This window comes from Streptomyces sp. NPDC017676 (genome assembly GCF_044329325.1).
Classification (GTDB): Bacteria; Actinomycetota; Actinomycetes; order Streptomycetales; family Streptomycetaceae; genus Streptomyces.
In genome coordinates, this window is record NZ_JBIRJA010000019.1 from 145,343 (window position 1) to 167,175 (window position 21,833).

Annotated in this window: 18 protein-coding genes; 10 read left to right on the plus strand and 8 right to left on the minus strand. The window is 72.8% G+C overall.

Annotated features, from left to right (window positions below; translation table 11 throughout):
* Positions 1 to 3: 3 nt before the first annotated feature.
* From ACH4LD_RS34320 to ACH4LD_RS34330, 3 genes are all read right to left on the minus strand, one after another.
* Positions 4 to 1,170, minus strand: a complete 1,167-nt coding sequence (locus ACH4LD_RS34320; RefSeq protein WP_398058091.1) for an anhydro-N-acetylmuramic acid kinase — start codon at positions 1,168 to 1,170, stop codon at positions 4 to 6.
* A 158-nt stretch (positions 1,171 to 1,328) separates the two neighbouring features.
* Entirely contained in the window at positions 1,329 to 2,900 is a 1,572-nt protein-coding gene (locus ACH4LD_RS34325; protein ID WP_398058035.1) for a sodium:solute symporter, read from the minus strand.
* Positions 2,901 to 2,908: 8 nt separating this feature from the next.
* Entirely contained in the window at positions 2,909 to 3,907 is a 999-nt protein-coding gene (locus tag ACH4LD_RS34330) for an N-acetylglucosamine kinase (protein WP_398058036.1), read from the minus strand.
* 227 nt (positions 3,908 to 4,134) lie between these two features.
* On the opposite strand from ACH4LD_RS34330, the gene ACH4LD_RS34335 reads away from it, so the two are divergent.
* From ACH4LD_RS34335 to ACH4LD_RS34350, 4 genes are all read left to right on the plus strand, one after another.
* Positions 4,135 to 5,079: a MurR/RpiR family transcriptional regulator gene (locus tag ACH4LD_RS34335; protein ID WP_398058037.1), complete on the plus strand. Its 945-nt coding sequence runs from the start codon at positions 4,135 to 4,137 to the stop codon at positions 5,077 to 5,079.
* A gap of 421 nt (positions 5,080 to 5,500) precedes the next feature.
* Positions 5,501 to 6,397, plus strand: coding sequence for an N-acetylmuramic acid 6-phosphate etherase (murQ, locus tag ACH4LD_RS34340; RefSeq protein WP_398058038.1), 897 nt, complete (start codon positions 5,501 to 5,503; stop codon positions 6,395 to 6,397).
* Between the two features lie 133 nt (positions 6,398 to 6,530).
* The gene (locus ACH4LD_RS34345) at positions 6,531 to 8,102 is read left to right on the plus strand and encodes a glycoside hydrolase family 30 beta sandwich domain-containing protein (RefSeq protein ID WP_398058039.1); all 1,572 of its coding nucleotides are present in this window, start codon (positions 6,531 to 6,533) and stop codon (positions 8,100 to 8,102) included.
* 152 nt (positions 8,103 to 8,254) lie between these two features.
* Positions 8,255 to 9,301, plus strand: coding sequence for a LuxR C-terminal-related transcriptional regulator (locus tag ACH4LD_RS34350; protein ID WP_398058040.1), 1,047 nt, complete (start codon positions 8,255 to 8,257; stop codon positions 9,299 to 9,301).
* Between the two features lie 119 nt (positions 9,302 to 9,420).
* Here the strand turns inward: ACH4LD_RS34350 and ACH4LD_RS34355 are convergent, their stop codons facing one another.
* Both ACH4LD_RS34355 and ACH4LD_RS34360 read right to left on the minus strand, forming a co-directional pair.
* Positions 9,421 to 11,916 (minus strand): carboxypeptidase regulatory-like domain-containing protein, encoded by a 2,496-nt coding sequence (locus tag ACH4LD_RS34355; RefSeq protein WP_398058041.1) that lies wholly within the window; start codon positions 11,914 to 11,916, stop codon positions 9,421 to 9,423.
* A gap of 297 nt (positions 11,917 to 12,213) precedes the next feature.
* Positions 12,214 to 13,122, minus strand: a complete 909-nt coding sequence (locus ACH4LD_RS34360; protein ID WP_398058042.1) for an AraC family transcriptional regulator — start codon at positions 13,120 to 13,122, stop codon at positions 12,214 to 12,216.
* A 118-nt stretch (positions 13,123 to 13,240) separates the two neighbouring features.
* Here ACH4LD_RS34360 and ACH4LD_RS34365 point away from each other — a divergent pair, with 118 nt between their 5' ends.
* Positions 13,241 to 14,200 carry an SDR family NAD(P)-dependent oxidoreductase gene (locus ACH4LD_RS34365; protein WP_398058043.1) on the plus strand — a complete coding sequence of 320 codons (960 nt, stop codon included), beginning with the start codon at positions 13,241 to 13,243 and terminating at the stop codon, positions 14,198 to 14,200.
* A gap of 63 nt (positions 14,201 to 14,263) precedes the next feature.
* Here ACH4LD_RS34365 and ACH4LD_RS34370 read toward each other — a convergent pair whose 3' ends face one another.
* A complete protein-coding gene (locus ACH4LD_RS34370) occupies positions 14,264 to 14,509 on the minus strand; it encodes a hypothetical protein (protein WP_132787667.1) in 246 nt (81 codons plus the stop codon).
* 117 nt (positions 14,510 to 14,626) lie between these two features.
* Positions 14,627 to 14,911: a hypothetical protein gene (locus ACH4LD_RS34375; RefSeq protein WP_132787669.1), complete on the minus strand. Its 285-nt coding sequence runs from the start codon at positions 14,909 to 14,911 to the stop codon at positions 14,627 to 14,629.
* Between the two features lie 387 nt (positions 14,912 to 15,298).
* On the opposite strand from ACH4LD_RS34375, the gene ACH4LD_RS34380 reads away from it, so the two are divergent.
* On the plus strand, positions 15,299 to 17,212 hold the full coding sequence (locus ACH4LD_RS34380) for an ABC transporter ATP-binding protein (protein ID WP_398058044.1): 1,914 nt from the start codon (positions 15,299 to 15,301) through the stop codon (positions 17,210 to 17,212).
* 353 nt (positions 17,213 to 17,565) lie between these two features.
* Here the strand turns inward: ACH4LD_RS34380 and ACH4LD_RS34385 are convergent, their stop codons facing one another.
* Entirely contained in the window at positions 17,566 to 17,847 is a 282-nt protein-coding gene (locus tag ACH4LD_RS34385; RefSeq protein ID WP_132787813.1) for a metal-sensitive transcriptional regulator, read from the minus strand.
* A gap of 152 nt (positions 17,848 to 17,999) precedes the next feature.
* Between ACH4LD_RS34385 and ACH4LD_RS34390 the strand changes: the two genes are divergently transcribed.
* From ACH4LD_RS34390 to ACH4LD_RS34405, 4 genes are all read left to right on the plus strand, one after another.
* A complete protein-coding gene (locus ACH4LD_RS34390; protein ID WP_398058045.1) occupies positions 18,000 to 19,355 on the plus strand; it encodes a rhodanese-like domain-containing protein in 1,356 nt (451 codons plus the stop codon).
* A 337-nt stretch (positions 19,356 to 19,692) separates the two neighbouring features.
* On the plus strand, positions 19,693 to 20,436 hold the full coding sequence (locus tag ACH4LD_RS34395; RefSeq protein ID WP_398058046.1) for a sulfite exporter TauE/SafE family protein: 744 nt from the start codon (positions 19,693 to 19,695) through the stop codon (positions 20,434 to 20,436).
* 168 nt (positions 20,437 to 20,604) lie between these two features.
* A complete protein-coding gene (locus tag ACH4LD_RS34400) occupies positions 20,605 to 21,189 on the plus strand; it encodes a rhodanese-like domain-containing protein (RefSeq protein WP_398058047.1) in 585 nt (194 codons plus the stop codon).
* 197 nt (positions 21,190 to 21,386) lie between these two features.
* The gene (locus ACH4LD_RS34405; protein ID WP_398058048.1) at positions 21,387 to 21,740 is read left to right on the plus strand and encodes a hypothetical protein; all 354 of its coding nucleotides are present in this window, start codon (positions 21,387 to 21,389) and stop codon (positions 21,738 to 21,740) included.
* The last annotated feature ends 93 nt before the right edge of the window (positions 21,741 to 21,833 follow it).

The window sequence follows — 21,833 nt, forward strand, 5'->3', positions numbered from 1 at the left end:
GGGTCAGACGATCCGCAGCAGGTGCGGCGGCCGTGCGACGGGTGCGGGCAGGCGCAGGGGCGCCAGGCCGGGGGTGATGCTGCCGAGCAGCGTGGCCCGGGCGGCGCCGGTGGCGGAGGGGTGGGTGCCGGGCAGGCCGTGGACCGTGAGAAAGCCCAGGACGGCGAAGGCCAGGGCCTCCTTGGCGTCGGAGGGCAGTCCGAGGTCGTCGCTGCGGCGCACCGGCACGCCGGGGAGCTCGTCGCCGATCATGCGCATGAGCACCGGGTTGCGGGTGCCGCCCCCGGAGGCGACGAGCTCGGTGACCCCGTGGGCCCGGCAGGCGTCGGCCACGGTCACGGCGGTCAGCCGGGTCAGCGTGGCCAGGACGTCGTCGGTGGCGGGCGTGGGTACGGCGTCGAGCGCCCGTAGCAGGTACGGCAGGTGGAAGAGCTCCTTGCCGGTGGTCTTCGGGGCGGCCCTGCGGTAGTAGGGGTCCGCCAGCAGGAAGCGGAGCAGTTCCGGGCTGACCTGTCCGGCGGCGGCCCGGCGTCCGTCCGCGTCGTAGGCGGCGCCGTCGCCGGTGAAGTGCCGTACGGCCGCGTCGAGCAGGGCGTTGGCGGGGCCGGTGTCGAAGGCCAGCGGTTCGGCGCCGGGCGCGACGACGGTGACGTTGGCGATGCCGCCGAGGTTCAGCGCCGCCGGGGTACCGGGCAGCGCGCGCAGCAGCAGGGTGTCGGTCAGGCCGACCAGCGGGGCGCCCTGACCGCCGGCGGCGACGTCCCTGCTGCGCAGGTCGGAGACGACGGGCAGCCCGGTCTCCTCGGCGATCCAGGCCGGCTGGCCGAGTTGCAGGGTGCCGCGGACGACGCCGTCCTCCACCCAGTGGTGCATGGTCTGCCCGTGCGAGACCACCAGGTCCGCCGCCCCCGCGCACAGCTCCCGCAGGGCACGCGCCGCCGCCCCGGCGAAGGCCTGCCCGATGCCGCTGTCCAGCGCGCAGACGGCCTGCGTGGTCGTGGCGGCCGGCGGCAGCGTGGCGGCGATCAGGGCGCGCAGGTCGTCCGGGTAGGGCACGGAGAGGTGCCCGAGGGGGCGCAGCAGCAGGCTGTCGCCGTCCAGGGTGAGGTCGGCGGCGGCGGCCTCGATGGCGTCGTACGACGTGCCGGACATCAGCCCGATCACCCGCATGGCGCCTCCGGGACCGTCCCCCGCCCGCTCGGCGGACGGAGTGCGCTGCGACTGGGACATGGTGCGTGCCTCCGGGGAGCGTCTTTTCGGGGGAGTAGCTGCGGTCCTTGTTCGCCGGCGGGGGGCGGTCGTGCCGTCCCGCCCCCGCCGGGCGGCACTCAGTCCTGCTGGACGGCCGCCGTGACCCGCCCCTCGTCCGGGCCCGGTTCGCCGTCGGCGGGCCGGACCTCCGCGGGTTCGGGGGCGCGGTGGAACAAGCTCATCAGACCGCCGACGACCAGGGTGATCACCACGCCGATCGGGACCAGCCACTGCGCGGCGATGGCCGTCGGCACGGTCGCCCCGGCCACGGTCACGTCGATCTTCACCTCGCGCACGATGTACGTCATCACCGCGACCGTCACCAGGAACGCCACCACGGAGTCGGCCTCACCCGCGCGCCGGACGATCCGGCCGAGCAGGAACGCGCCGAGCAGGGCGCCGTAGGTGTAGCCGGCGATGGTCAGGCCGGTGAGGTAGACGTTGCCCGTGCTGGTGCTGAACGCGCAGGCGAAGACCGCCATCAGCGCCGCCCACACCAGCGTCATCACCCGGGCGAGCTTCAGCAGCGACGCCTCGGACGGCGTCGTACGGAAGAAGCTGTGGATGATGTCGGCGACCGTCGAGTTCGACATGGAGTTCAGCGCCGAGGACAGCGAGCCCATGGCGGCGCCCAGGATGCCGGCCACGAGCAGGCCGGAGATCACCACGGGCAGCCCGTGCAGGATGAAGTTCGGGTAGAGGTTGTCGGAGCTGTTCAGGCCGAGCTCCTTGAAGCTCTTGCCGTCGTTGTACGACCACAGCAGCGCGCCCACGAGGGAGAACGCCGCGAACTGGAAGGTGACGAAGACACCCGAGGCGATCATCGCCTTCTGGCCGTCGCGCAGGGAGCGGGTGGCCAGGATGCGCTGGACGATGAGCTGGTCGGAGCCGTGGCTGGCCATGGCGAAGATCGCGCCGCCGATGATCGCGGTGGGCAGGGCGAACGGGCTGGTGAGGATGTGCGCCAGGTCGAAATTCGTGTCGAACAGCTTGAACTCGCCCGCGTGCAGCGCGCGCGAGAAGCCGGCGCCGCCGACGTGCCCGGACAGGACGGCGATGGCGAGGACCGCGCCGCCCAGGTAGAGGCCCATCTGGATGGCGTCGGTCCAGATGACCGCCTTGATGCCGCCGAGGTAGGTGTAGACGACGGTGATCACGGTGAGCACGATGATGATGACGCGGTAGCCCGCGTGCACGCCGAACTCGTCGAGCAGGAGCTTGATGGGGATCGCGGAGGCGAACAGCCGCACGCCCTCGGCGAGGAGACGCGTGAAGACGAAGGTGACCGACGCCAGCCCCTGGAGTTTCAGCCCGAATCTGGTCCCCAGGTACTGGTAGGCGCTGACGAAGCCGCCCCGCTTGTACAGGGGGATGAGGACGGTGGCCACGACGACGCGGCCGATGACGTAGCCGAGGGCCAGTTCGACGTTGCCGAAGCCCTGTCCGCTGTAGGCGCCGCCGGGCACGCTGATGACGGTGAGCACGCTGGTCTCGGTGGCGACCACGGAGAACGAGACCGTCCACCACGGCATGCTGCCCTCGCCGACGAAGTAGTCCTTAGACGTCTTCTGCCGGCCGGCCAGGCGCAGTCCGATCACGGCGATCGCCACCAGATAGACGACGATCACCACGAGGTCGAGTTGGCGCACGCTCTCTCCTAAGCAACGGCCGGCGGGGAGACCGGCGGGGTGGGGACAGGGGGGAAGGGGGCCGTCCGCCGGACGCGGACGACATGGGGTTCGTGCGGCCTGCGGGCGTCCAGGGCCAGCAGGCGCGCGCCGTCCAGCGGATCGCCGAGCGGGGGGCGCGGCCGCAGGGGGCGCGGGAAGCCGGCGAGCGCCGAGCGCAGCGGCCCGAGCAGCGGTTCACCGAGGCCGTTGAGTCCGCCGGTGACGGCTACGTCGAGGCCGTCGCCGCCGATCCGGCGGGCCGCGGCGAGCACGGCCTCTCCGAGCGCGGTGGCGGCGTCCCGGACGATCGCCGCTGCCGTGGGGTCACCCGCCGCGGCCGTGCGCGCGACGTCCGGTGCGAAGGACGCGGCGGTACGCGCGGGATTGCCGTCGCGGCCCAGGGCGAGCGGCAGCCGGTCGGGGTCGCCGAAGCGCTCGGTGGCGGCGGCCAGCAGCGCGGTGTCCGGGCCGCGTCCGTCGTGGGCCCGCAGCGCGGCCCGCAGCCCGGCGGTGCCGATCCAGGCGCCGCTGCCCTCGTCGCCGAGCCAGGGACCCCAGCCGTCGACGCGGGCGTACGTGCCGTCGTCCCCGATGCCGATGGCCACCGAGCCGGTGCCGATCGCGAGCACGACGCCGGTACGGCCGCCCAGGGCGCCGGCGTGGGCGGTGACCGCGTCGCTGGTGACGGCCACCTCCTCGGCGGACAGGTCGTCCAGGAGCAGCCCGGCCAGGGCGCGGGCCGCGTCCGGTGCGGCGGCGGCACCCGCCGCGCCCACGCAGACGGCCGACGGCCGGACGGCCGGCTCCCGCGCCAGGAGGGGCCGGACGGCGGCGAGCACGGCCGCGCGGGCGGTCGTCACCCCGTCGTCGGTGGCGAGCCCGGGGGCGCCGGGCACCTCGTGAACGTCTCGGGCAGGACCGGCGCCGTGCCACAGCACGGCACGGCAGCCGGTCTTGCCCAGGTCCACCGCGACTGCTGCTGTCATGCGGCACGCCTTCGTGTGTCCAGGGGATCCGTCACGTCGAACGGTCACAGGGTGGCCGGGAGGCCAGTGGCCGGCGCGGATCGCGGTGCAGCGAGTATCAGAAGGCGAACCTCCGGATGTCAATAAGTAACCTCATCGGGTGAGGTCCGTAAATTTTTGACGCGCCTCGCGGGGCCTGGTTACTGTGGCGCCACCCAGACGGGCGTTCACCCAGGAGGCAGCGGTTCATGGCCGGCCAGAAACCACCCCGCACCCCGGCCCGGCCGGCGGACGAGTCCCCCGCCGGGACCCTGGCGCGCATCCGGGCGGAACTGCCCGCCATGGCACCGTCGGAACGGCGGGTGGCCGACATCGTCCTGGCCGATCCCGCGCAGGCGTCGGAGCTGTCCATCAGCGCGCTCGGCCGGCGGGCGGACACCTCCGTGGCCACGGTCATGCGCTTCTGCCGGACGATAGGCATCACCAACTACCCCCAGCTGCGCCTCGCCCTCGCCGCCGCCGCGGCCCGCGAACACGCCCTCGACGGCGAGCGCCCGATGCCGAGCACCGACATCAGCGCCACCGACACGCTGAGCGAGATCGTCGAGAAGATCGTCTACAACGAGGTGCGGGCCCTGGAGGACTCCGGGGCCGGGCTGGACATCGACGTACTGGGCCGAGCGGTGGACGCCGTGGCGGGCGCGCGGCGGATCGACATCTTCGGCGTCGGCGCGAGCGCCTTCGTCGGCCAGGACCTGCACCAGAAGCTCCACCGCATCGGCCACATGGCGTTCATCTGGACCGACCGGCACGCGGCCCTCACCGCGACGGCCCTGCTCGGACCCGGTGACGTCGCCCTCGCGATATCCCACTCCGGGGAGACCGAGGACACCGTCGAGCCGCTCCAGGCCGCCGCCGCGCGCGGCGCCACCACCATCGCCCTCACCAACGTCCCCCGCTCCGCGCTGGCCCGCAGCGCGGACCTCGTGCTGACGACCTGCGCCCGGGAGACGCCCTTCCGGTCCGGCGCGACCGTCAGCCGCATCGCGCAACTCGCCGTGGTCGACTGCCTGTTCGTCGGCGTCGCCCAGCGCGGGTTCGACGCCGCGACCGCGGCGCTGCACGAGACCTACGAGGCCGTCCGCCGCCGCAGGACCCCGCAGCCCGGACGCCGCGCCCAGACCGCCGACTGACGGCACGCCGGCCACCGTGCCGGGTTACTCCCGGGGAGCCTCCCGGCTCCGATCACGAGCCCCTGCTCCTGCTCACGGCCTCCCGGCTCCGACCAGGAACTCTCCGTCCCGCGTACGAGCCCCCGGCTCCGGCCAGGGGCCCCTGTCCCCGCGTGCGAGCCCCCCGGCTCCGACCAAGAGCCTTCGCCCCCGCCCGCGAGCCCTCCGGCTCCGACCAAGAGCCTCCGCCCCCGCCCACGAGCTCCCCGGCCTTGACCACGAGCCCCCCCCGGCTCCGACCACAAGCCCCACGCTCCGATCACGAGCCACGGCTCCCGCCCACAAGCCCCGCCCCCGCCCGCTCCCCCAGCCTTCGCCCCGGATCCGGAGCCCCCGGCTCCGCCCAAGAACCTGAGTACCGCCAAGGAAAGGACAAGCCGCCATGGACCTCAGCACTCTCGGCACCGAGACCCGCAACGAGCGGACCGCTGACCTCGATCGCATGCCGGTCGGTGAACTGCTGTCGGTCATGAACGACGAGGACCAGACGGTCGCCCTCGCGGTACGCGGCGCCCTCGCGGAGATCGGCACCGCCGTCGAGGCCATCACGGCGTCCCTGCGCCGGGGCGGCCGGCTGATCTACCTGGGCGCCGGCACCAGCGGCCGTATCGGCCTGCTCGACGCCGTCGAGTGCCCCCCGACCTTCGGCACCGCCCCGGAACAGGTGGTGGGCCTTCTCTCCGGCGGTCCCGGCGCCTTCGTCGTCGCGGTGGAGGGCGCCGAGGACGAACCCGAGCGGGCCGCCGCGGACCTCGACGGGATCGGCGTGGACGACCGGGACACGGTCGTCGGGCTCGCCGCCAGCGGCCGTACCCCCTACGTCGTCGGCGGCCTGAAGCACGCCGCCGCCAAGGGTGCGACGACGGTGTCGGTCGCCTGCAACCGGGACGCGGTGATCAGCCGTTACGCCGACATCCCCATCGAGGTGCCCACCGGGCCGGAGATCCTCACCGGGTCCACCCGGCTGAAGGGCGGCACCGCCGAGAAGATGGTGTGCAACATGCTCTCGACCGCCTCCATGGTCCGCCTGGGCAAGGTCTACGGAAACCTGATGGTCGACGTCCGGGCCAGCAACGAGAAGCTGCTCGACCGTGCCCGCCGCATGGTCGTCCAGGCGACCGGCGCGGACCCCGACGCCGCCGCCGAGGCGCTGCGGGCGGCGGGCGGCCACGCCAAGACCGCCATCGTCATGCTCCTCGCGCACTGCACCGCCGAGGAGGCCGCCCGGCGCCTGGAGAAGGCCGGCGGCGACACGCGGACGGCTGTGGGGCAGGCGTGAACCAGCAGGCGTGAACAAGCCTTACTTCAAGCCTTGACTTAACATCACGGAATTGCTTGGATCCGGAGCGGTCGCGCGCCGCCGGCACCGTACGGCGCCGACCCCCGACACCCCCGGAGCCCAGGGAGCAGGCGTGAGACGTCATCTCACCGCACTAGCGGCCGTCGCGACCATCACCGTGTCCGCGCTGGTCGGCGCGGGCCCGGCCGCGCACGCCGACCGAGCCGCGGGCGGGCCGCCCGGACACGGCCGGACCGTGACCGGCACCTACTCCACCGGCGCCGCGCGGGCGTGGCTGCCGCTGCCGGCGGTCAGGACGGACAGCGATCCCGGCGGCCCGGTCACCGCCACCGTCGTCGCGGACCCGAACGCCGTCCGGCAGCGCTACACGGGCGTGGGCTTCTCCCTGGACGAGACGAGCGTGTCCAACCTGTGGAAGCTCACCCCCGCCAAGCGGGAGGAAGCCGTCCGGCTGCTCGTCGACCCCGTGCACGGCGCGGGCCTGGACCGGTTCCGGCTCACGATCGGCAGCCCCGACCTCATCGAGCACCTGCCGTTCTGGTCGGAGGACGACCTGCCCCCCGGCGTCACCGACGACTTCGGGCTGAATCACTTCTCCATCCGGCGGGACATCGACCTGCACATCATCGACACGGTCAAGCTCATCCAGCGCTACAACCCGCACGCCACCTTCTTCGCGTCGGCGTGGAGCGCACCGGCGTGGATGAAGACGAACAACCGGTTCACCGGGCAGGTCGCGCTCAAGCCCGGGAGCAGCACGGAGTACTACCAGGTCGGCAAGTTGCGGGACGACTGCATCGACGTCTTCGCCCGGTACTACGTGAAGTTCGTCCAGGCGTACGCCCGGCACGGCATCCGGGTCGACGCCCTGACCCTGCTGAACGAACCGGGCATGGACGTCGTCTACCCGGCCATGGACATCAGCGTCGCCCAGCAGCAGAAGCTGGCCCTGGCGATCAAACGGGAGTTCCGGGCCGCGCACCTGAACACCCAGCTGTACGTACATGACTTCAACTTCTGGGACTGGCGCGACCCGGGCAGCACGGCGACCAAGAACTACCACCGCATCTTCGACGACGCCCCCGACGGCTCGGTGACCGGCGCGCAGGTCCGCGAGGCGGCCGACGCCATCGCCTTCCACCCGTACTGGGGAGACCCGCGCGTCATGCGCGACGCCTACGAACAGACGGGCAAGCCGGTCCAGCTCACGGAGACCAGCGACCTGTCGCCCTCCACCATCCTCGACGACTTCCGCCTCGACGCCGGCTCCTACATCCTGTGGGCCCAGACCACCGACCAGGACGGCGGGACCCTGCACTGGACACCGGCCCGGGACAACGACGTCGACTGGGACCAGGTCGCGGCCACCACCAAGTGGCGGGACCGGCTGGTGACGGTGGACACGGCCACGCGCGACTTCACCGTCCGCGACGAGCTCTACCCGATCGGGCAGTTCGCCAAGTACCTCTCGCCCGGCGACGTACGCCTCGAATCAAGCGCCGCCGAGAACGGCATCGGCAACGTCGTCTACCGCACGAAGGACGGCACCTTCGTCGCCGTCCTCGGCAACAGCACCCACACCGACGGCAAGGTCCGGATCACCGTCGCCGACCAGTCGTTCGTGGTGACGGTCCCGGCGGACTCCTACGCCACCTACCGCTGGAGGGGCGGCCCGGGTCACTGACATCACGCCGAGGAGAACTCCCCGGCGGTCGCGTCGCGGGACCGCTCCACGGTCGCGGTACCGGGTCCCCCCGCGCACCGATTTACTGGAGGGCGATGGCGGTCTTGCGCCATGTCTTCGGGGTCGCCGCGAGCAGGGGAGTGTCGGTACACATGGATGGGACGCCGGACAGCCCGTGGCCGGGGGCCGGGCTGGACCCGCTGGCCGGGCGGGTGTTGGAGTACCTGGTGAGCGTGCCGTCGGCGGACGCCGTCCAGGTGGCGGCGGCGGTGGGCGTGCCCGGACCGGCGGCGCGGGACGCCCTGCGGCAGCTTGAGGAGGCCGCGCTGGCGCTGCGCGTGGACGGTGTGACGGCACGGTGGGCGGCAGGCCCCCCGCGCGCGTCGCTCGGCGCGCTGCTGGCCCGGCGTCGGGCCGAACTGGCGCGCGCCGAAGCCCTGGTGGAGCGCCTGCACGAGACGTACGAGGAGGTGTCCGCGCCGCGCGCCGCGCACCTGGTGGAGGCGCTGGAGCACGAGGAGGAGGTGTCGGCCCGCTACGGCCAGCTGCTGAAGGGGACGTCGGCCGAGGTGCTGCACCTGGCCAAGCCGCCGTACGTGACCGGACGGCACACCTCCGCCCGGGAGGTGGGCGTGGCGGACGGGGTGCGGATGCGGTCGGTGTACGAGACGGACGGTTTCACCGACGCGGTGTCGCTGGAGACGGCGCTGCGCGGGACGGCGGAGGGCGGGCAGCTACGGCTCGCCTCCCGGCTCCCGGTGAAGCTCGTGGTGTTCGACCGGGCGGCCGCGCTGCTGCCGGTGCGCGGGGACCGGCCGGCGGCGGGATCCCTGGTGGTGCACTCGCCGGCGCTGGTGGAGGCGCTGGTGGCGCTGTTCGAGAGCGTGTGGGAGCGGGCCGAGCCGGTGTCCCTGGCGACCCGGCGTGACGGTCCGCTGCCACCGCCGTCCGCTCCCCGGTCCGAGGACCCGGCGCCGGACAGCGACGCGCAGGCGGTACGGCCGGACCGGCGGACCCGCGAGATCCTGCATCTGATGGCCACCGGGATGAAGGACGACACGATCGCCCGCGTGCTGAAGGTGAGCCGGCGCACGGTGCAGAAGCACGTCAGCGAGGCCGGGGCCCTGCTGGGCGCCCGCACCCGGTTCCAGATCGCGCTGCTCGCGGCGGAGCGGGGGTGGCTGGAGGAGCGGCCCTGACCGTGTCGTCGTCCCGGGCTCCGGCGCCCGCGGGACCGGGCGGTGCCGGTGGGGCGGTGCCGGTGGCGTGCCCCCGGCGGGACGCGCCAACCGGCACCGCGTGGGTCAGCCGTGGCAGGTCACGGCCGCGCCCTGAGCCCGAAACTCCTCCCGGTGACGCGGTCGTCGTGCACCACGGCCCGCCGGGTCAGCGGCGCGTACCCGTCCGCCGTCGCGCGCAGACGGTGCGCCCCGGGTCCCGTGAACAGCGTGTACAGGCCGTCGCCCACGGCCGGGTCCTCGGGTGTGGCCACCGTGGTCGCGACGGCGTCCGGTGCCGAGGCGTCCGTGACCGTCGCGCCGACGACGCCGTGGCCGGTGCCGGCGTCCTTGACGGTGCCGACGGTCAGCCCGCCCGGTACCGGCCGAAGCGTCCGGCCCTCCACGGTCACGTCGTCGACCTCCCAGAAGTAGGCCCAGTTCGCGACGAAGTGGAAGCGCAGCCGCACGGACGGCTGCCCCGCGTACTCCCGCAGCGGCACGCGCACGGTGACGTGGTCGGCCTGGCCGCCCGTCTTGGGGCCGCCCCACACGTTCTGCCAGGTGGCGCCGTCGTCGGTGCTGGCCTCCACGGTCATGTGCTGCTGGCTGAGGTTGGTGATGTAGCCGGTCCTGAACGTGAGGGAGGCCGACTGCGCGTCCGACAGGTCGTAGGCGGGACTGATCAGCGAGGTGTCCTGGTGCGGTCCGAACGGTCCGCTGTCGCTCTCGATGACGGCGAAGGCACCGCTGCCGCCGGTGGTGTTGCCCCGCTCGTTGGGGTCGTCGAACCGCCAGCCGTTGTCGCTGCCCGCGTCGGACACCGTCCAGCCCTGCGGTGCGGCCGTGGTGGAGTCGAAGCCCTCGGTGTGCTCGGCCCGGTGGAGGTCGTAGCCGACGGCGGTGGCCGCGTCGGGGTCGGCGGTCAGTGCCGCGTTCACCGTCACGGGGCCGCCGCCCAGCTTCACCTCGCGGGTGAGCGCGTCGTAGCCGGGGAGGGCGGCGGTGATGTCGAGGGCGTAACCGGCGTTCTTCGGCAGGGAGATGTCGTAGTCACCGGTCACCGGGTCGGTCCACACCGGCGCCTCCGGAGAGCCCTCGACGGCGATCCTGGCGTACAGCGGCCAGCCGTGCCCGGAGCCGTCCCGGACGGTCCCGCGCACATGGGTGCGGGGCAGGGCCTTCAGGCCGAAGTCACGGGTGACGGTCGTACCGTCCGCGATGTCCACGGTGACCGGGGCGGGGGACGCGTAGCCGAACGCAGTGACGGTGAGACCGCCGACCTCACCCGCGGGCAGGTTCAGTGTGTACGTGCCGTCCGCGCGCGTCGTGGCCACGTCGAGCCCGGAGCCGACGGTGGCGCCGGCGACGGGCCTGCCGGTCTTCGCGTCCGTCACCGTGCCGGTGAGGGTGCCGCTCGGACCGCTGCGGAAGGCGGCCAGGCCGGAGGGGGTGCCGAGGCCCGTGGGGCCGTCGTAGCCGGTGCCCGCGGTGCACAGGTAGGCGGTGGCGCAGGTGCCGTTGGACCCGGAGGTGATGTCGTTCAGCCCCGGGCCGTCCGTCGCGTACGGGTAGGCGTTGGGATAGGTGCCGGGGCGGGGCGGGCCGGCCAGCGCGTAGGTGGCCGCGATCACCGGGGTGGCCGCGCTGGTGCCGCCGTAGCGCTGCCAGCCGGTGCCCAGCGAACCGAACGTCGAGTAGACGGCAACGTTGTCAGCGACCGCCGACACATCGGCGACACTCCGTCCGGAGCAGCCGGTGTCCTTCTGGAACTCCGGTTTGGCCTGGTACGACGCGCAGCCCGAGCCGGGGCCGTAGAAGCCCCGCTTCCACACGGTCTCGTCCCAGCCGCGCGGGCTGTCCGGGTCGGCGGTCAGGTTCGTGCCGCCGACCGCCGTCACGGTGGACAGGGTGGCCGGGAACGAGACGCCGTAGCCGTTGTCCCCGCTCGCCGCGACGATCGCGACGCCGGGGTGGTCGTAGGAGGACCCGTACGTCTCCTGGTCCGAGGCGAAGTCGCCCGTGCGGCCGTAGGAGTTGGAGACGTACTTGGCGCCCAGCTCGACGGCCTTGTCGACACCGGCCGCGAGCCGGTCCAGGCCGTCGTTGTCCGTCTCCACGAGCAGGATGTCCGCCCGGGGGGCGACGGCGGAGACCATGTCGAGGTCGAGGGCGATCTCACCGGCCCACATGTCGTTCGTCGTGGGGTAGTCCGTGCCGCCGCGCTGGTCGACCTTCCGGAAACAGCCGTTGGCGGTGGTGCACGGCGGCAGCCCGTACTGGGCGCGGTAGACCGCCAGGTCCGCCTCGGCATTGGGATTGTCGTACGCGTCGACGATGGCGATGGTCTGCCCGGCGCCGCCGTCGGCCGGGAGGCTGTAGGCGCTCTGGAGGTCCTGGGGGCCGAGTCCCGGCGGCGTCTGTGCCGCGGCCAGCCGGCGCAGCGGGGGCTCGTCGGAGCGCATGGCGTAGCAGGACGCGTGCCCCTTGGCGGGTGTGCCGCACACGGGGGTCAGGTCGGTGCCGCCGGCCTGGTCGGCGGCGGACGCGGGCGGGGTGACGCCCAGGAGGACGAGGGCGGAGAGTCCGGCGGCCACCAGGCCGTGCCGGACAGCGCGAAAGACGGTTATTCGCTCTCTGCGAAGCGAGGATGACGTCACTTCGTACCTATCGTGAACAGGCCCTCGGTCGAGGGCCGACTTCCGGCCAATTAGCGGGAACGAAATGACGACCTGTCAATACGTGCCAGGTCAACGGGAGATGAGCCCAGCTCACGGCCGGGTTCCCACTTGTGCAGAAGCACGAAATGCCCTCGCTCCGCCGCTTGTCCGGCCGCCGTTGCGGAGTTCAGAATGACGCCGGAATCGAAATGCGGGAACGGGTGGGGATTCCGGTCAGCCGGCCCGTCCGCGGTAGTCACGGGGCGACACTCCCATGACCCGCTTGAAAGCGACGCTCAACGCGCTCTCGGAGCCGTAGCCCACGGACCGGGCGATGGCGGCCATCGTCTCGGTGCCCTCCCGTAGCCGCCGGGACGCGAGCTCGATGCGCCATCGCGTCAGGTAGGCGAGCGGTCCCTGACCGACCGTGTCCTTGAAGCGCGCGGCGAGGGTCGACCGGGAGACCGCACCGACGCGCGCCAGATCAGCCACCGTCCAGGAACGCGCCGGGGCCTCGTGCATGGCGCGCAGCGCCGCGGCCACCGCGGGGTCGGCAAGACCGGCCAGCCAGCCGGACACCGCCCGGGGTTCGCGGACGAGGTGGAAGCGCAGCACATGGATCAGCATGACGACGGCGAGGTGTTCCGCCATCAGCGTCGAGGCGGGCGGTCTGTGCAGCAACTCCCGGTCGATCGCGGCGAGCGCCCACTCCACGGCCTCCGCCTGGCTGGTTCCGGCAGGCACATGGACGACCGGCGGCAGAGTGTCGAGCAACAGCTCGTGCGCCCGCGCGCCGAAGGAGAAGCGCCCGCCGATCAACAGCACCTCGTCGCCGTGACCGACTCGGGCGACCCCGCCTTCGGCCCGGGCGAAGACGGGCCCCGCGCTGACCGGAGCGGCTTCCGGACCGCTGCTGAGGGTGAAGGCGCGCGGACGGGTGAGGAGGTAGCAGTCACCGGTCGCCAGACTGATCGCCTCGTCGACACCGTCGACCTCAAGCACGCAGCCACCACGTCGTACGGCGTTGAACTTCACTCCGGTGGGCGGGTCGAACCGCACGGCCCACTGCCCGCCCGCCACCAGGCTCGTGGACAGGTGACCGCGGGTCTCCAGCAGGCCCAGCACATCCTCCAGGGGATCCACGAGCAACAACTCCTCGGACGGTGGCTAAAGCACTGCGGACGATCGATCATAGAGCGTCCAGTACGGCGGCTCTAAGGTCGGGAGGCGTGACAGCGATCCCGATCCGGAGAGGCACCCCGTGAACGCCGAGTCCCTTCTGACCACTCCCTTCGACTCCTCCGCCACCGCTGCCGAGGTGATCGACGGCGTGGACCTCACCGGCCGCCGCGCCGTGGTCACCGGCGGCGCCTCCGGCATCGGCACCGAGACCGTCCGCGCCCTGGCCACCGCCGGCGCGGAGGTCACGATCGCCACCCGTCGGCCGGCGGTCGCGGAGCCGCTCGTCCGCGAACTCTCCGCCGTTCCCGGTGCCGGCCCGGTGCGGGCCGGGGCACTCGACCTGTCGGACCCGGCCTCGGTCGACTCCTTCGCGCGGACCTGGCGGGGGCCGCTCGACATCCTCGTCGCCAACGCCGGGATCATGGCCCTGCCCACACGGACCCTCTCCGCCCGCGGCTGGGAGATGCAGCTCGCCACCAACTTCCTGGGGCACTTCGCCCTGGCCACCGCACTCCACGCCCGCCTGCGCGAAGCCGGCTCCGCCCGCATCGTGGTCGTCAGTTCCGGCGCTCACCGCGACGCGCCCTTCGACTTCGACGACCCCCACTTCGCGCGGCGCCCGTACGACCCCTGGACGGCCTACGGGCAGTCCAAGTCCGCCGAGGTCCTGTTCACGGTGGCCGCCCGCCGCTGGGCGGACGACGGCATCACGGCCAACGCGCTCAACCCGGGCTACATCCTCACCGCCCTCCAGCGTCATCTCGACGACGACACCATGCGCGCGTTCGGGGTGATGGACGCCGAGGGAAACCTCACCCCGCTCCCGCACTACAAGACTCCCGCCCAGGGAGCCGCGACCTCCGTGCTGTTGGCCGCGTCACCGCTGCTGAAGGGTGTGACCGGCCGGTACTTCGAGGACAACCAGGAGGCCAGGGTCGTCCACGGTGACGAGGAAGGGTCCGGTGGCGTGGCCGCTCACGCCCTCGACCCGCGGGCGGCGGACCGGCTCTGGGCCTACGCGGCCGACGCCCTCCGCTGAGGACCCTGTCCCGTGCCACGTCCTCTGTCGTGGCACGGGACACCAGGCCGGGGCTGAGGGCGTTCAGCCGAGGTGGGTCACCTGTAGCACGGTGATCGTTCTGAGTGCCTCCCCGATGAGGAGGAGGGCGAACGACTGCCGGGTCACGAGCGCGCGGACGACACCGTCATCCTCGCCGAACGGCTCGGTGGCGCCGATCGGATCGTGGCAGGCGTCGGCGAGGGCGAGGGTGAGTTCCTCGCTGGCCGCCGTCGGCATCGCCTCGTGGACGGCTTCTGCCGTCTGGTCGTACTTGAGCCGATAGGTCACATGGCCTCTCAGGGTTCGAGCACCAGATCGTGGTCGCACAAACCACTGGACGGCGACAGTGATTCTGCCCGACCCAGCGTAGCGAGCCGAGGACCGGGCGTGGCACCGGACGGCGGATCAGGCGGCGCCGCGCGCACGGATGCGCTCGGCCTCGGCGAGGACCCGGTCGGTCGCGTCGACCCACTCGCCGGCCGGCTCCTCACCGCGGGCTTCGGCCGCGGCGATCTCACGTCCCCGCTGAACCGCGGCGACGGTGTCCTTGGCGATGCGCTCCCAGCGGGCGAAGACCCGCAGCAGCTCATGGGCGGGCGCCCGGTTGATCTCACCGAGGAAACGCTGGGCGAGAGCAGGGTTGCCGAGGGCGTGACGGATGGACTCGATCGTCCACGGCTGCTCGCTCATCCCGGCCTCCGAAGGAGAAAATGTCACCGCCGCTTTCAGAGTATCGGGTCGGCGGTATCAGCCTGATACGGCTGACGGAGATTGCTGTCCGCGATGTGCTGCCCGCGATGGGCTGTCGGCGATGTGCTGTCAGCGGTCCGCTGTCCGCCGTCTGCTGTCCGCCATCTGCTCTCTGCGATCTGCTGCCCGGTATCCGTTCTCCGCGATCCCCTGACGGCGGACGCTGTCGCGCGGAGCAGCGGGTGCAGCGGGCGCCGGCGGCGCGGCTCAGGGTGTGGGGACGGGGACGCGGTGGGCGTGTCCGGTTCTCGCCGTTCCGCGTTGAATGCCTGGACTGAGAAACTCCGTGGACGGGAGACTTCCCACTTCCGAACCTCCGGGAGTGTGATGGGCACCACAGACAATCGAGGGCCGACGCCGGGCAGGAGCGCGGTAGTTCTGGCGCTGCGCCGCTACGGCCGGGAACTGCTGCGACTACGACTGCTGACCCTGCCCGCGCTGCTGCTGCCGGCGGTGGGCAACATCGGCATCCGCTACGTCGCCCCCCTGCTGATCGCGAAACTGGCGGGACAGGCCGCCGGTGCCGGCGGACTCACCCTCGGCTCGGCACTGCCGTACGTGCTCGGCTTCGGCGTGACGCTGCTGTTCGCCGAGGCCGTGTGGCGGGTCGGGCAGCACTGCCTGAACCGCGTGGACGCCCTCGGCATGGAACACCTGTACGTGACCGGCATGGACGAACTCCTGGCGAAGGACGCGGCGTTCTTCCACGACAACTTCGCCGGCTCCCTGACCAAACGGGTGCTCAGCTACGGCAAGCGCTTCGAGGACTTCGTCGACACGGTGACGTACCGGATCGTCGGCAGTCTCGTCCCGCTGGTGTTCGGTTCCGTGGTGCTGTGGAGCTACGAACCGAGGCTCGTCGTCGGCCTCCTGGTGATGATCGCGCTGACCGTGGTGGCCGCGACGCCCCTGATCCGCCGCCGGCAGAGGCTCGTCAACGACCGTGAGGCGGCGATCGCCCGGGTCTCCGGCCACGTCGCCGACAGCCTCGTGAACATGGAGACCATCCGGGCGTTCGCGGCGGAGCGGCGGGAGGCCGACGAACACCGCAGCCGTGTCGCGGAGTCCCGGCGCCTGACGCTGAGGTCGTGGGACTACGGCAATCTGCGCGTCGACACCCTGGTCGCCCCCATGTCCGTGCTGACCAACGTGCTGGGTCTGCTGGTGGCGGTCGCCTTCGGCGGCTCGGGCCAGGGTGTCGAGCAGATCGTCGTCAGCTTCACCTACTACTCCAACGCCACCCAGATCATGTTCGAGTTCAACCAGATCTACCGGCGTCTGGAGAGCTCGATGACCGAGGCCGCGCAGTTCACGGAGCTGCTGCTGGATCCGCCCACCGTCCTCGACCCGGTGGAACCCGAAACGCTCGCACCTCGGGACACGGGCATCCGCTTCGAGGCGGTGACCTTTGCCCACGCGGGTGCGAAGCCGATCTTCCAGGGACTCGACCTGGACGTGCCCGCGGGCGCGCGGATCGGTCTGGTCGGCAGGTCCGGCGGCGGCAAGACCACCCTCACCCGGCTCCTGCTGCGGATGTCGGACATCGACGGCGGACGCATCCTGATCGGCGGTCAGGACATCAGCCGGCTGCGCCAGACCGACCTGCGGTCACTGATCGCCTACGTCCCGCAGGAACCCGCCATGTTCCACCGCAGCCTACGGGACAACATCGCGTTCGCCCGGCCCGGCGCCACGGACGAGGAGATCCGCGCGGCGGCCGTGGCCGCGCACGTCACGGAGTTCGCCGATCAGCTCCCCGACGGCTTCGCCACCCTGGTGGGGGAGCGGGGGGTCAAGCTCTCGGGCGGCCAGCGCCAGCGCGTCGCCCTGGCCAGGGCCATCCTGCGCGACGCCCCGGTCCTGCTGCTCGACGAGGCGACCAGCGCGCTGGACTCGGAGAGCGAACTCCTCGTCCAGGACGCCCTGTGGCGGTTGATGGACGGACGTACGGCCCTCGTGGTGGCCCACCGCCTGAGCACCGTCGCCGGCATGGACCGTCTCGTCGTCCTCGACCGCGGAAGCGTCGTCGAGCAGGGCACCCACGAGGAACTGCTCGCCGCGGACGGCGCCTACGCCAGGCTGTGGCAGCACCAGTCGGGTGGCTTCCTCGGCGAGAGCGACGAGTCGGCCCTCGGACGCCCGGTTCCCCGAGCCGGCGGGCTGTCCGGACCGGCCGGCCCGGCGCCGGACGGCGGCCACAGGACGCCCTCGTCCGCCCGTACGAGCCCCGGATTCACGTGAACGGCACGATTTCCGGACATCCTCGACCGCGCTGGACGCCGTGCGTGCCGGGCGGGAGATGCCAGGGGTGCGGGTGGGCAGGCCGTCGCCGGGGTTGACACCGGGGCCGAGGTCGGGGGTGTGCGGACGCGGTCGGCGCGGAGGCCGTACGGCGCGCCGGCAGCGGTCGGTTGCCGCGATGCGCGGCGCCCGGTCCCGCACTGGCCACCGCGCCGTCCGGGGAGCAGGGGCGCCGTGCCCGTGAGCCGGCTGTCGACGGGACGTTCAGCAGGGAGGAACCGACGCAGGCCGTCTTCGGGATCACCCTGATCGCCCGGGCGCCCGCCTTCGCCACCCCCGCCGTCCGCCGCCCCTCAGGCGAGGGACAGGAAGAGCTTCTCCAGCCGGGCTCTCATCTGCTCCCGGTCTCCGGCGTTGGCGAGCTCGGAGTCGCTGAGGCAGCGCTGGAGACCGGTGGCGATGACCGCGAAGCCCGCCTTGTCCAGGGCACGGGAAGCCGCGGCGAGCTGCGTGACCACCTCCTCGCAGTCCCGCCCCTCCTCGATCATCCTGATCACGCCGGCGATCTGCCCCTGCGCCCGGCGCAGCCGGTTGACCACGGCCTTCAGCTCGTCCGCCGCCATCTCCAGTTCCACGATCCACTCCTCCGTCATACCCCTGCGGGTACCTTACGCTCCCGCAATACCCCCGGGGGTATTCCTGGTACGGCACCGGCATACCCCCCTGGGTACCGATGATACGGTCGTCCATATACCCCCCGGGGTAATTTTGAGGAAAGGAGCGCCCGATGTTCTCCGTCGACACCATCGAACTGGAGGGGCTGGGCAACCGCAGCTATCTGGCCGGCGGCACAGACACGGCCGTGGCCGTCGACCCGCCGCGGGACATCGACCGGGTCCTGGCCGCGGCCGCCCGGCGCGGGGTGCGGATATCGCACGTGGTGGAGACCCACCTCCACAACGACTACGTCACCGGCGGACCGGAGCTCGCCCGGCTGACGGGTGCCGCCTACCTGGTACCGGCCGGAGCACACGTGTCGTACGCCCGGGTGCCGGTGGCCGACGGAGACGTGGCCGAGGTCGACGCCGGGCTCGCGCTACGGGCGGTCGCCACCCCGGGCCACACCCCGCATCACACCTCCTACGTACTGGAGGACGGCGGCCTGCCGGTAGCCGCGTTCACCGGCGGTTCCCTGCTGATCGGCACCGTGGGCCGGCCGGACCTGGTCGAACCCCGGCTCACCGAGCGACTGGCACGCGCCCAGCACGCCTCGGCACACCGCCTGGCGGCCGAACTGCCGGACGAGACGCCCGTACTGCCCACACACGGCTTCGGCAGCTTCTGCTCCTCGGCGCAGGCCGCGGGCGACGCCACGACGATCGGCGAGGAGAAGGCCGTCAACACGGCACTCACCAGCGACGTGGACTCCTTCGTCACCCGCCTGCTGGCCGGGCTCGACGACATCCCCGCCTACTACACGCACATGGGACCGGCCAACGCCGCCGGGCCCGCACCGGTGGACCTGACCCCGCCGACCGTCGCCGACGCCGAGGAGATCGCCGCCCGGCTCGCCGCCGGCGAGTGGGTGGTCGATCTGCGCGGCCGCGTCGCGTTCGCGGCCGGCCATGTCGCCGGCTCCTTCAACTTCGAGGCGGACGGCAAGATCGCCACGTACCTGGCCTGGATGATCCCGTGGGGCAAGCCGGTCACCCTGCTGGCCGAGACCCCGGAGCAACTGGCCACCGCCCAGCGCGAGCTGGTCCGGGTCGGCATCGACCGCCCCGCTGCCGCCGCCACCGGCACGCCGGACCGGTGGGTGCCGGAGGGCGGACGACCGGCCTCCTTCCCACGGTCCACGTTCGCCGGTCTGGCCGAGCGGGGCACGGACGGCGTCGTCGTCCTCGACGTCCGACGGGCCTCCGAACGGGCCGCCGGACACATCGAGGGGTCCGTCCACATCCCGGTCCACCAACTGCACCGGCGGATCGGCGAGGTGCCGGCGGGCACCGTGTGGGTGCACTGCGCCGGCGGACTGCGCGCGGGGATCGCCGCCTCGCTGCTCGACGCCGCGGGCCGTGACGTGGTGGCCGTGGACGACGGCTTCGCCGCCGCCGAGGCCGGTCTGACCGTGGTCACCGGCTGACCCCGCCACGTTCGTTCTTCTGGCTCTTGAGAGGTTGAGTGATGTCCATGTCCCGGCGCGGGGAAGGCCGCGCCCGTGTCACCGTCGGCGGAGCCCTCCGACGTACGGGGGGTGAGGACGCCGGGGGCGTCCCGCTGGACGTGGGGGAGGGCGCGGGCGTCGACCACCGGGTGCCCAGCCGCGGTCCACGCCCGCGGTCTCGCCGGCACCCCGGGATATGCGGGAACAGCGGAGCACGCCGGAACAGCGGCGCACGCCGGAACAGCGGCGCACGCCGGAACAGTCGCGTACACGGGAACAGCGGCGTCGACGTTCGCGGGAACAGCGGACGGACCATATGACCGGCCTGGTTCTCGCGCTCCTCGCGGGTGCCGTCGTAGGACTCGCCCTCGGCGGCCTCGGCGGTGGCGGCAGCGTCCTGGCCGTGCCCGCCCTGGTCTACCTCCTGGGCTTCACCCCGGCGGAAGCGGCCACGGCGAGCCTGGTCATCGTCACGCTCACCTCGGTCACGGCCCTGACCGGGCACGCCAGGGACGGCAACGTGGCCTGGCGTACCGGACTGCTGTTCGCCGCCGCGGGCGTCGGGCCCGCGGCGCTCGCCGGGGCGGCCGCCGGGCGCCTGCCGCCGCCCGTGCTCACCGCGGCCTTCGCCGTCATCGCGGCGACGGCGGCCCTGCGCATGCTGCGCCCCGCGCGGAGGGAGCCGTCCGGCCACGTCCACCCCGGAAGGGCCGGCGCCGCCGGAGCCGGGCTGGGCGCGGTGACCGGTTTCCTGGGCGTGGGGGGCGGCTTCCTCGCCGTACCGGCCCTGGTCGGCGTCCTCGGCCTGGCCATGCGCGCCGCCGTGGGCACCAGCCTGCTGGTCATCACGATCAACTCACTGGCCGCGCTCGTCGCCCGCGGCGGCACCGGGACCCACCTGGACTGGGCGGTGACGGCGCCCTTCACCGGGGCGGCGATCCTGGGCGCCTGGGACGGCAAACGCCTGGCGAGGAAGACCGACGGCGAGACGCTGCGGAAGCTCTTCGCCTGCGTCCTGCTCGCGGTGGCCGCGTTCATGCTCGTCGACGTCCTCGGATGAGCGAGCGAGGGCCTGCCGAGTGAGCCGATGAGGGCCGCCGGGCCGGGGAATCCGGAGCGGCCATGAACACCCCGCCCCAGGACCGCGCAGACCACCCCGCCCCACCACCACACACCAACGCGCCCTGTCCCCACACCACACAGAAACCGCACGAGGGAGACATCCGCCATGACCACACCCACCACCCTGGACCCCCGCCAGGCCCACGCCCGCCTGCACGAGCTGACCGTCATCGACGTCCGCACCCCCGGCGAGTACGCCGGTGGCCACGTGCCCGGTGCCCTCAACATCCCGCTCGACCAGCTCGACCGGGCCCTGCCCGAGATCCGCACCGCCGCCGGGCGCGGTGACATCCTCGTCGTCTGCGCCTCCGGCGCCCGCTCGGAGAACGCCTGCCGCGTCCTCGCCGGGAGCGGCATCGCCAGCGCCACCCTCGCCGGGGGAACCGCCGCCTGGACGTCCGGGGGCTATGACACGCACCGGCCGGAGGCGACCACGAAGGCGACCTGGAGCATGGAACGGCAGGTCCGGTTCACGGCCGGTACGGTCGTGCTGCTCGGCCTCCTGCTCGGTCTGTCCGTCCACCCGGCCTTCCAGCTGCTGTCCGCAGGCATCGCGGGCGGCCTGGTCTTCTCCGCTCTGACCAACACCTGCGGCATGGCGGCCGTGCTCGGCAAGCTGCCCCACAACCGACGCCGCCGAGCCGACCTGGACGCCGCGCTCGCCCGACTGCGCGGCAGCGCCGAGCGATGAGCCGTCGGGCCGCGTCCGCCCTGCTCGGCCACCGCGCTCGTCGTTCGGCCGGCACCTTCCGGCGGGCCGCGGCGTGCCGATCGCCCCGCCCCCGTGGATGATCGTACGGAGAGGAGGCCGGACACCGACATGCCTCACAGGGCGTATGTGCCCGGCGTGTCCCGGCCTCGTTCGTCACCGCAAGGGAGACACCTGTGATGCGCTCGATCATGACGGGGACGGCGGCGGGCCTGCTGGGCGCCGCCGCGTTGTGCCTCGGAGCCCCGGCCCCCTCGTTCGCCGGTACCGACGGCGCCGCCCGGTCGTCGGTCACGTACTGCGGCGCGGACAAGGCCACCGGGCTGGCGGTCTGGGCCGAATCCGCCGGGTCCTGCGCCGCCGCCCTGGAGGTCGCGAGCGCCTACACCAAGGCCGCGTCCAGCAAGTCGGGCGCGCCCGCCACGATCAGTGTCGGAGAGACCACCTGGACGTGCCAGGAGCGTCAGGGCGACCCGAACCCCTACCGGGAGTGCCTCACCGACAGCGGCGGCCGGGTCGTTCTCACGTCCTGAGGCCGGCCCCGGCAAGAAACGATCACCGCTCTCCCCGCCGTGGCGGATGGCTCGAACCTGCTGTTCAATACATGAACCGACCGATTGAGGTCG

Bases quoted from the DNA above. Each gene is read 5' to 3' on its own strand.
- ACH4LD_RS34320 (WP_398058091.1), bottom strand. From the start codon at position 1,170: ATGCGGGTGATCGGGCTGATGTCCGGCACGTCGTACGACGCCATCGAG.
- ACH4LD_RS34330 (WP_398058036.1), bottom strand. From the start codon at position 3,907: ATGACAGCAGCAGTCGCGGTGGACCTGGGCAAGACCGGCTGCCGTGCC.
- ACH4LD_RS34335 (WP_398058037.1), top strand. From the start codon at position 4,135: ATGGCCGGCCAGAAACCACCCCGCACCCCGGCCCGGCCGGCGGACGAG.
- murQ (WP_398058038.1), top strand. From the start codon at position 5,501: ATGGACCTCAGCACTCTCGGCACCGAGACCCGCAACGAGCGGACCGCT.
- ACH4LD_RS34350 (WP_398058040.1), top strand. From the start codon at position 8,255: ATGGATGGGACGCCGGACAGCCCGTGGCCGGGGGCCGGGCTGGACCCG.
- ACH4LD_RS34375 (WP_132787669.1), bottom strand. From the start codon at position 14,911: ATGAGCGAGCAGCCGTGGACGATCGAGTCCATCCGTCACGCCCTCGGC.
- ACH4LD_RS34380 (WP_398058044.1), top strand. From the start codon at position 15,299: ATGGGCACCACAGACAATCGAGGGCCGACGCCGGGCAGGAGCGCGGTA.
- ACH4LD_RS34390 (WP_398058045.1), top strand. From the start codon at position 18,000: ATGTTCTCCGTCGACACCATCGAACTGGAGGGGCTGGGCAACCGCAGC.
- ACH4LD_RS34395 (WP_398058046.1), top strand. From the start codon at position 19,693: ATGACCGGCCTGGTTCTCGCGCTCCTCGCGGGTGCCGTCGTAGGACTC.
- ACH4LD_RS34400 (WP_398058047.1), top strand. From the start codon at position 20,605: ATGACCACACCCACCACCCTGGACCCCCGCCAGGCCCACGCCCGCCTG.
- ACH4LD_RS34405 (WP_398058048.1), top strand. From the start codon at position 21,387: ATGCGCTCGATCATGACGGGGACGGCGGCGGGCCTGCTGGGCGCCGCC.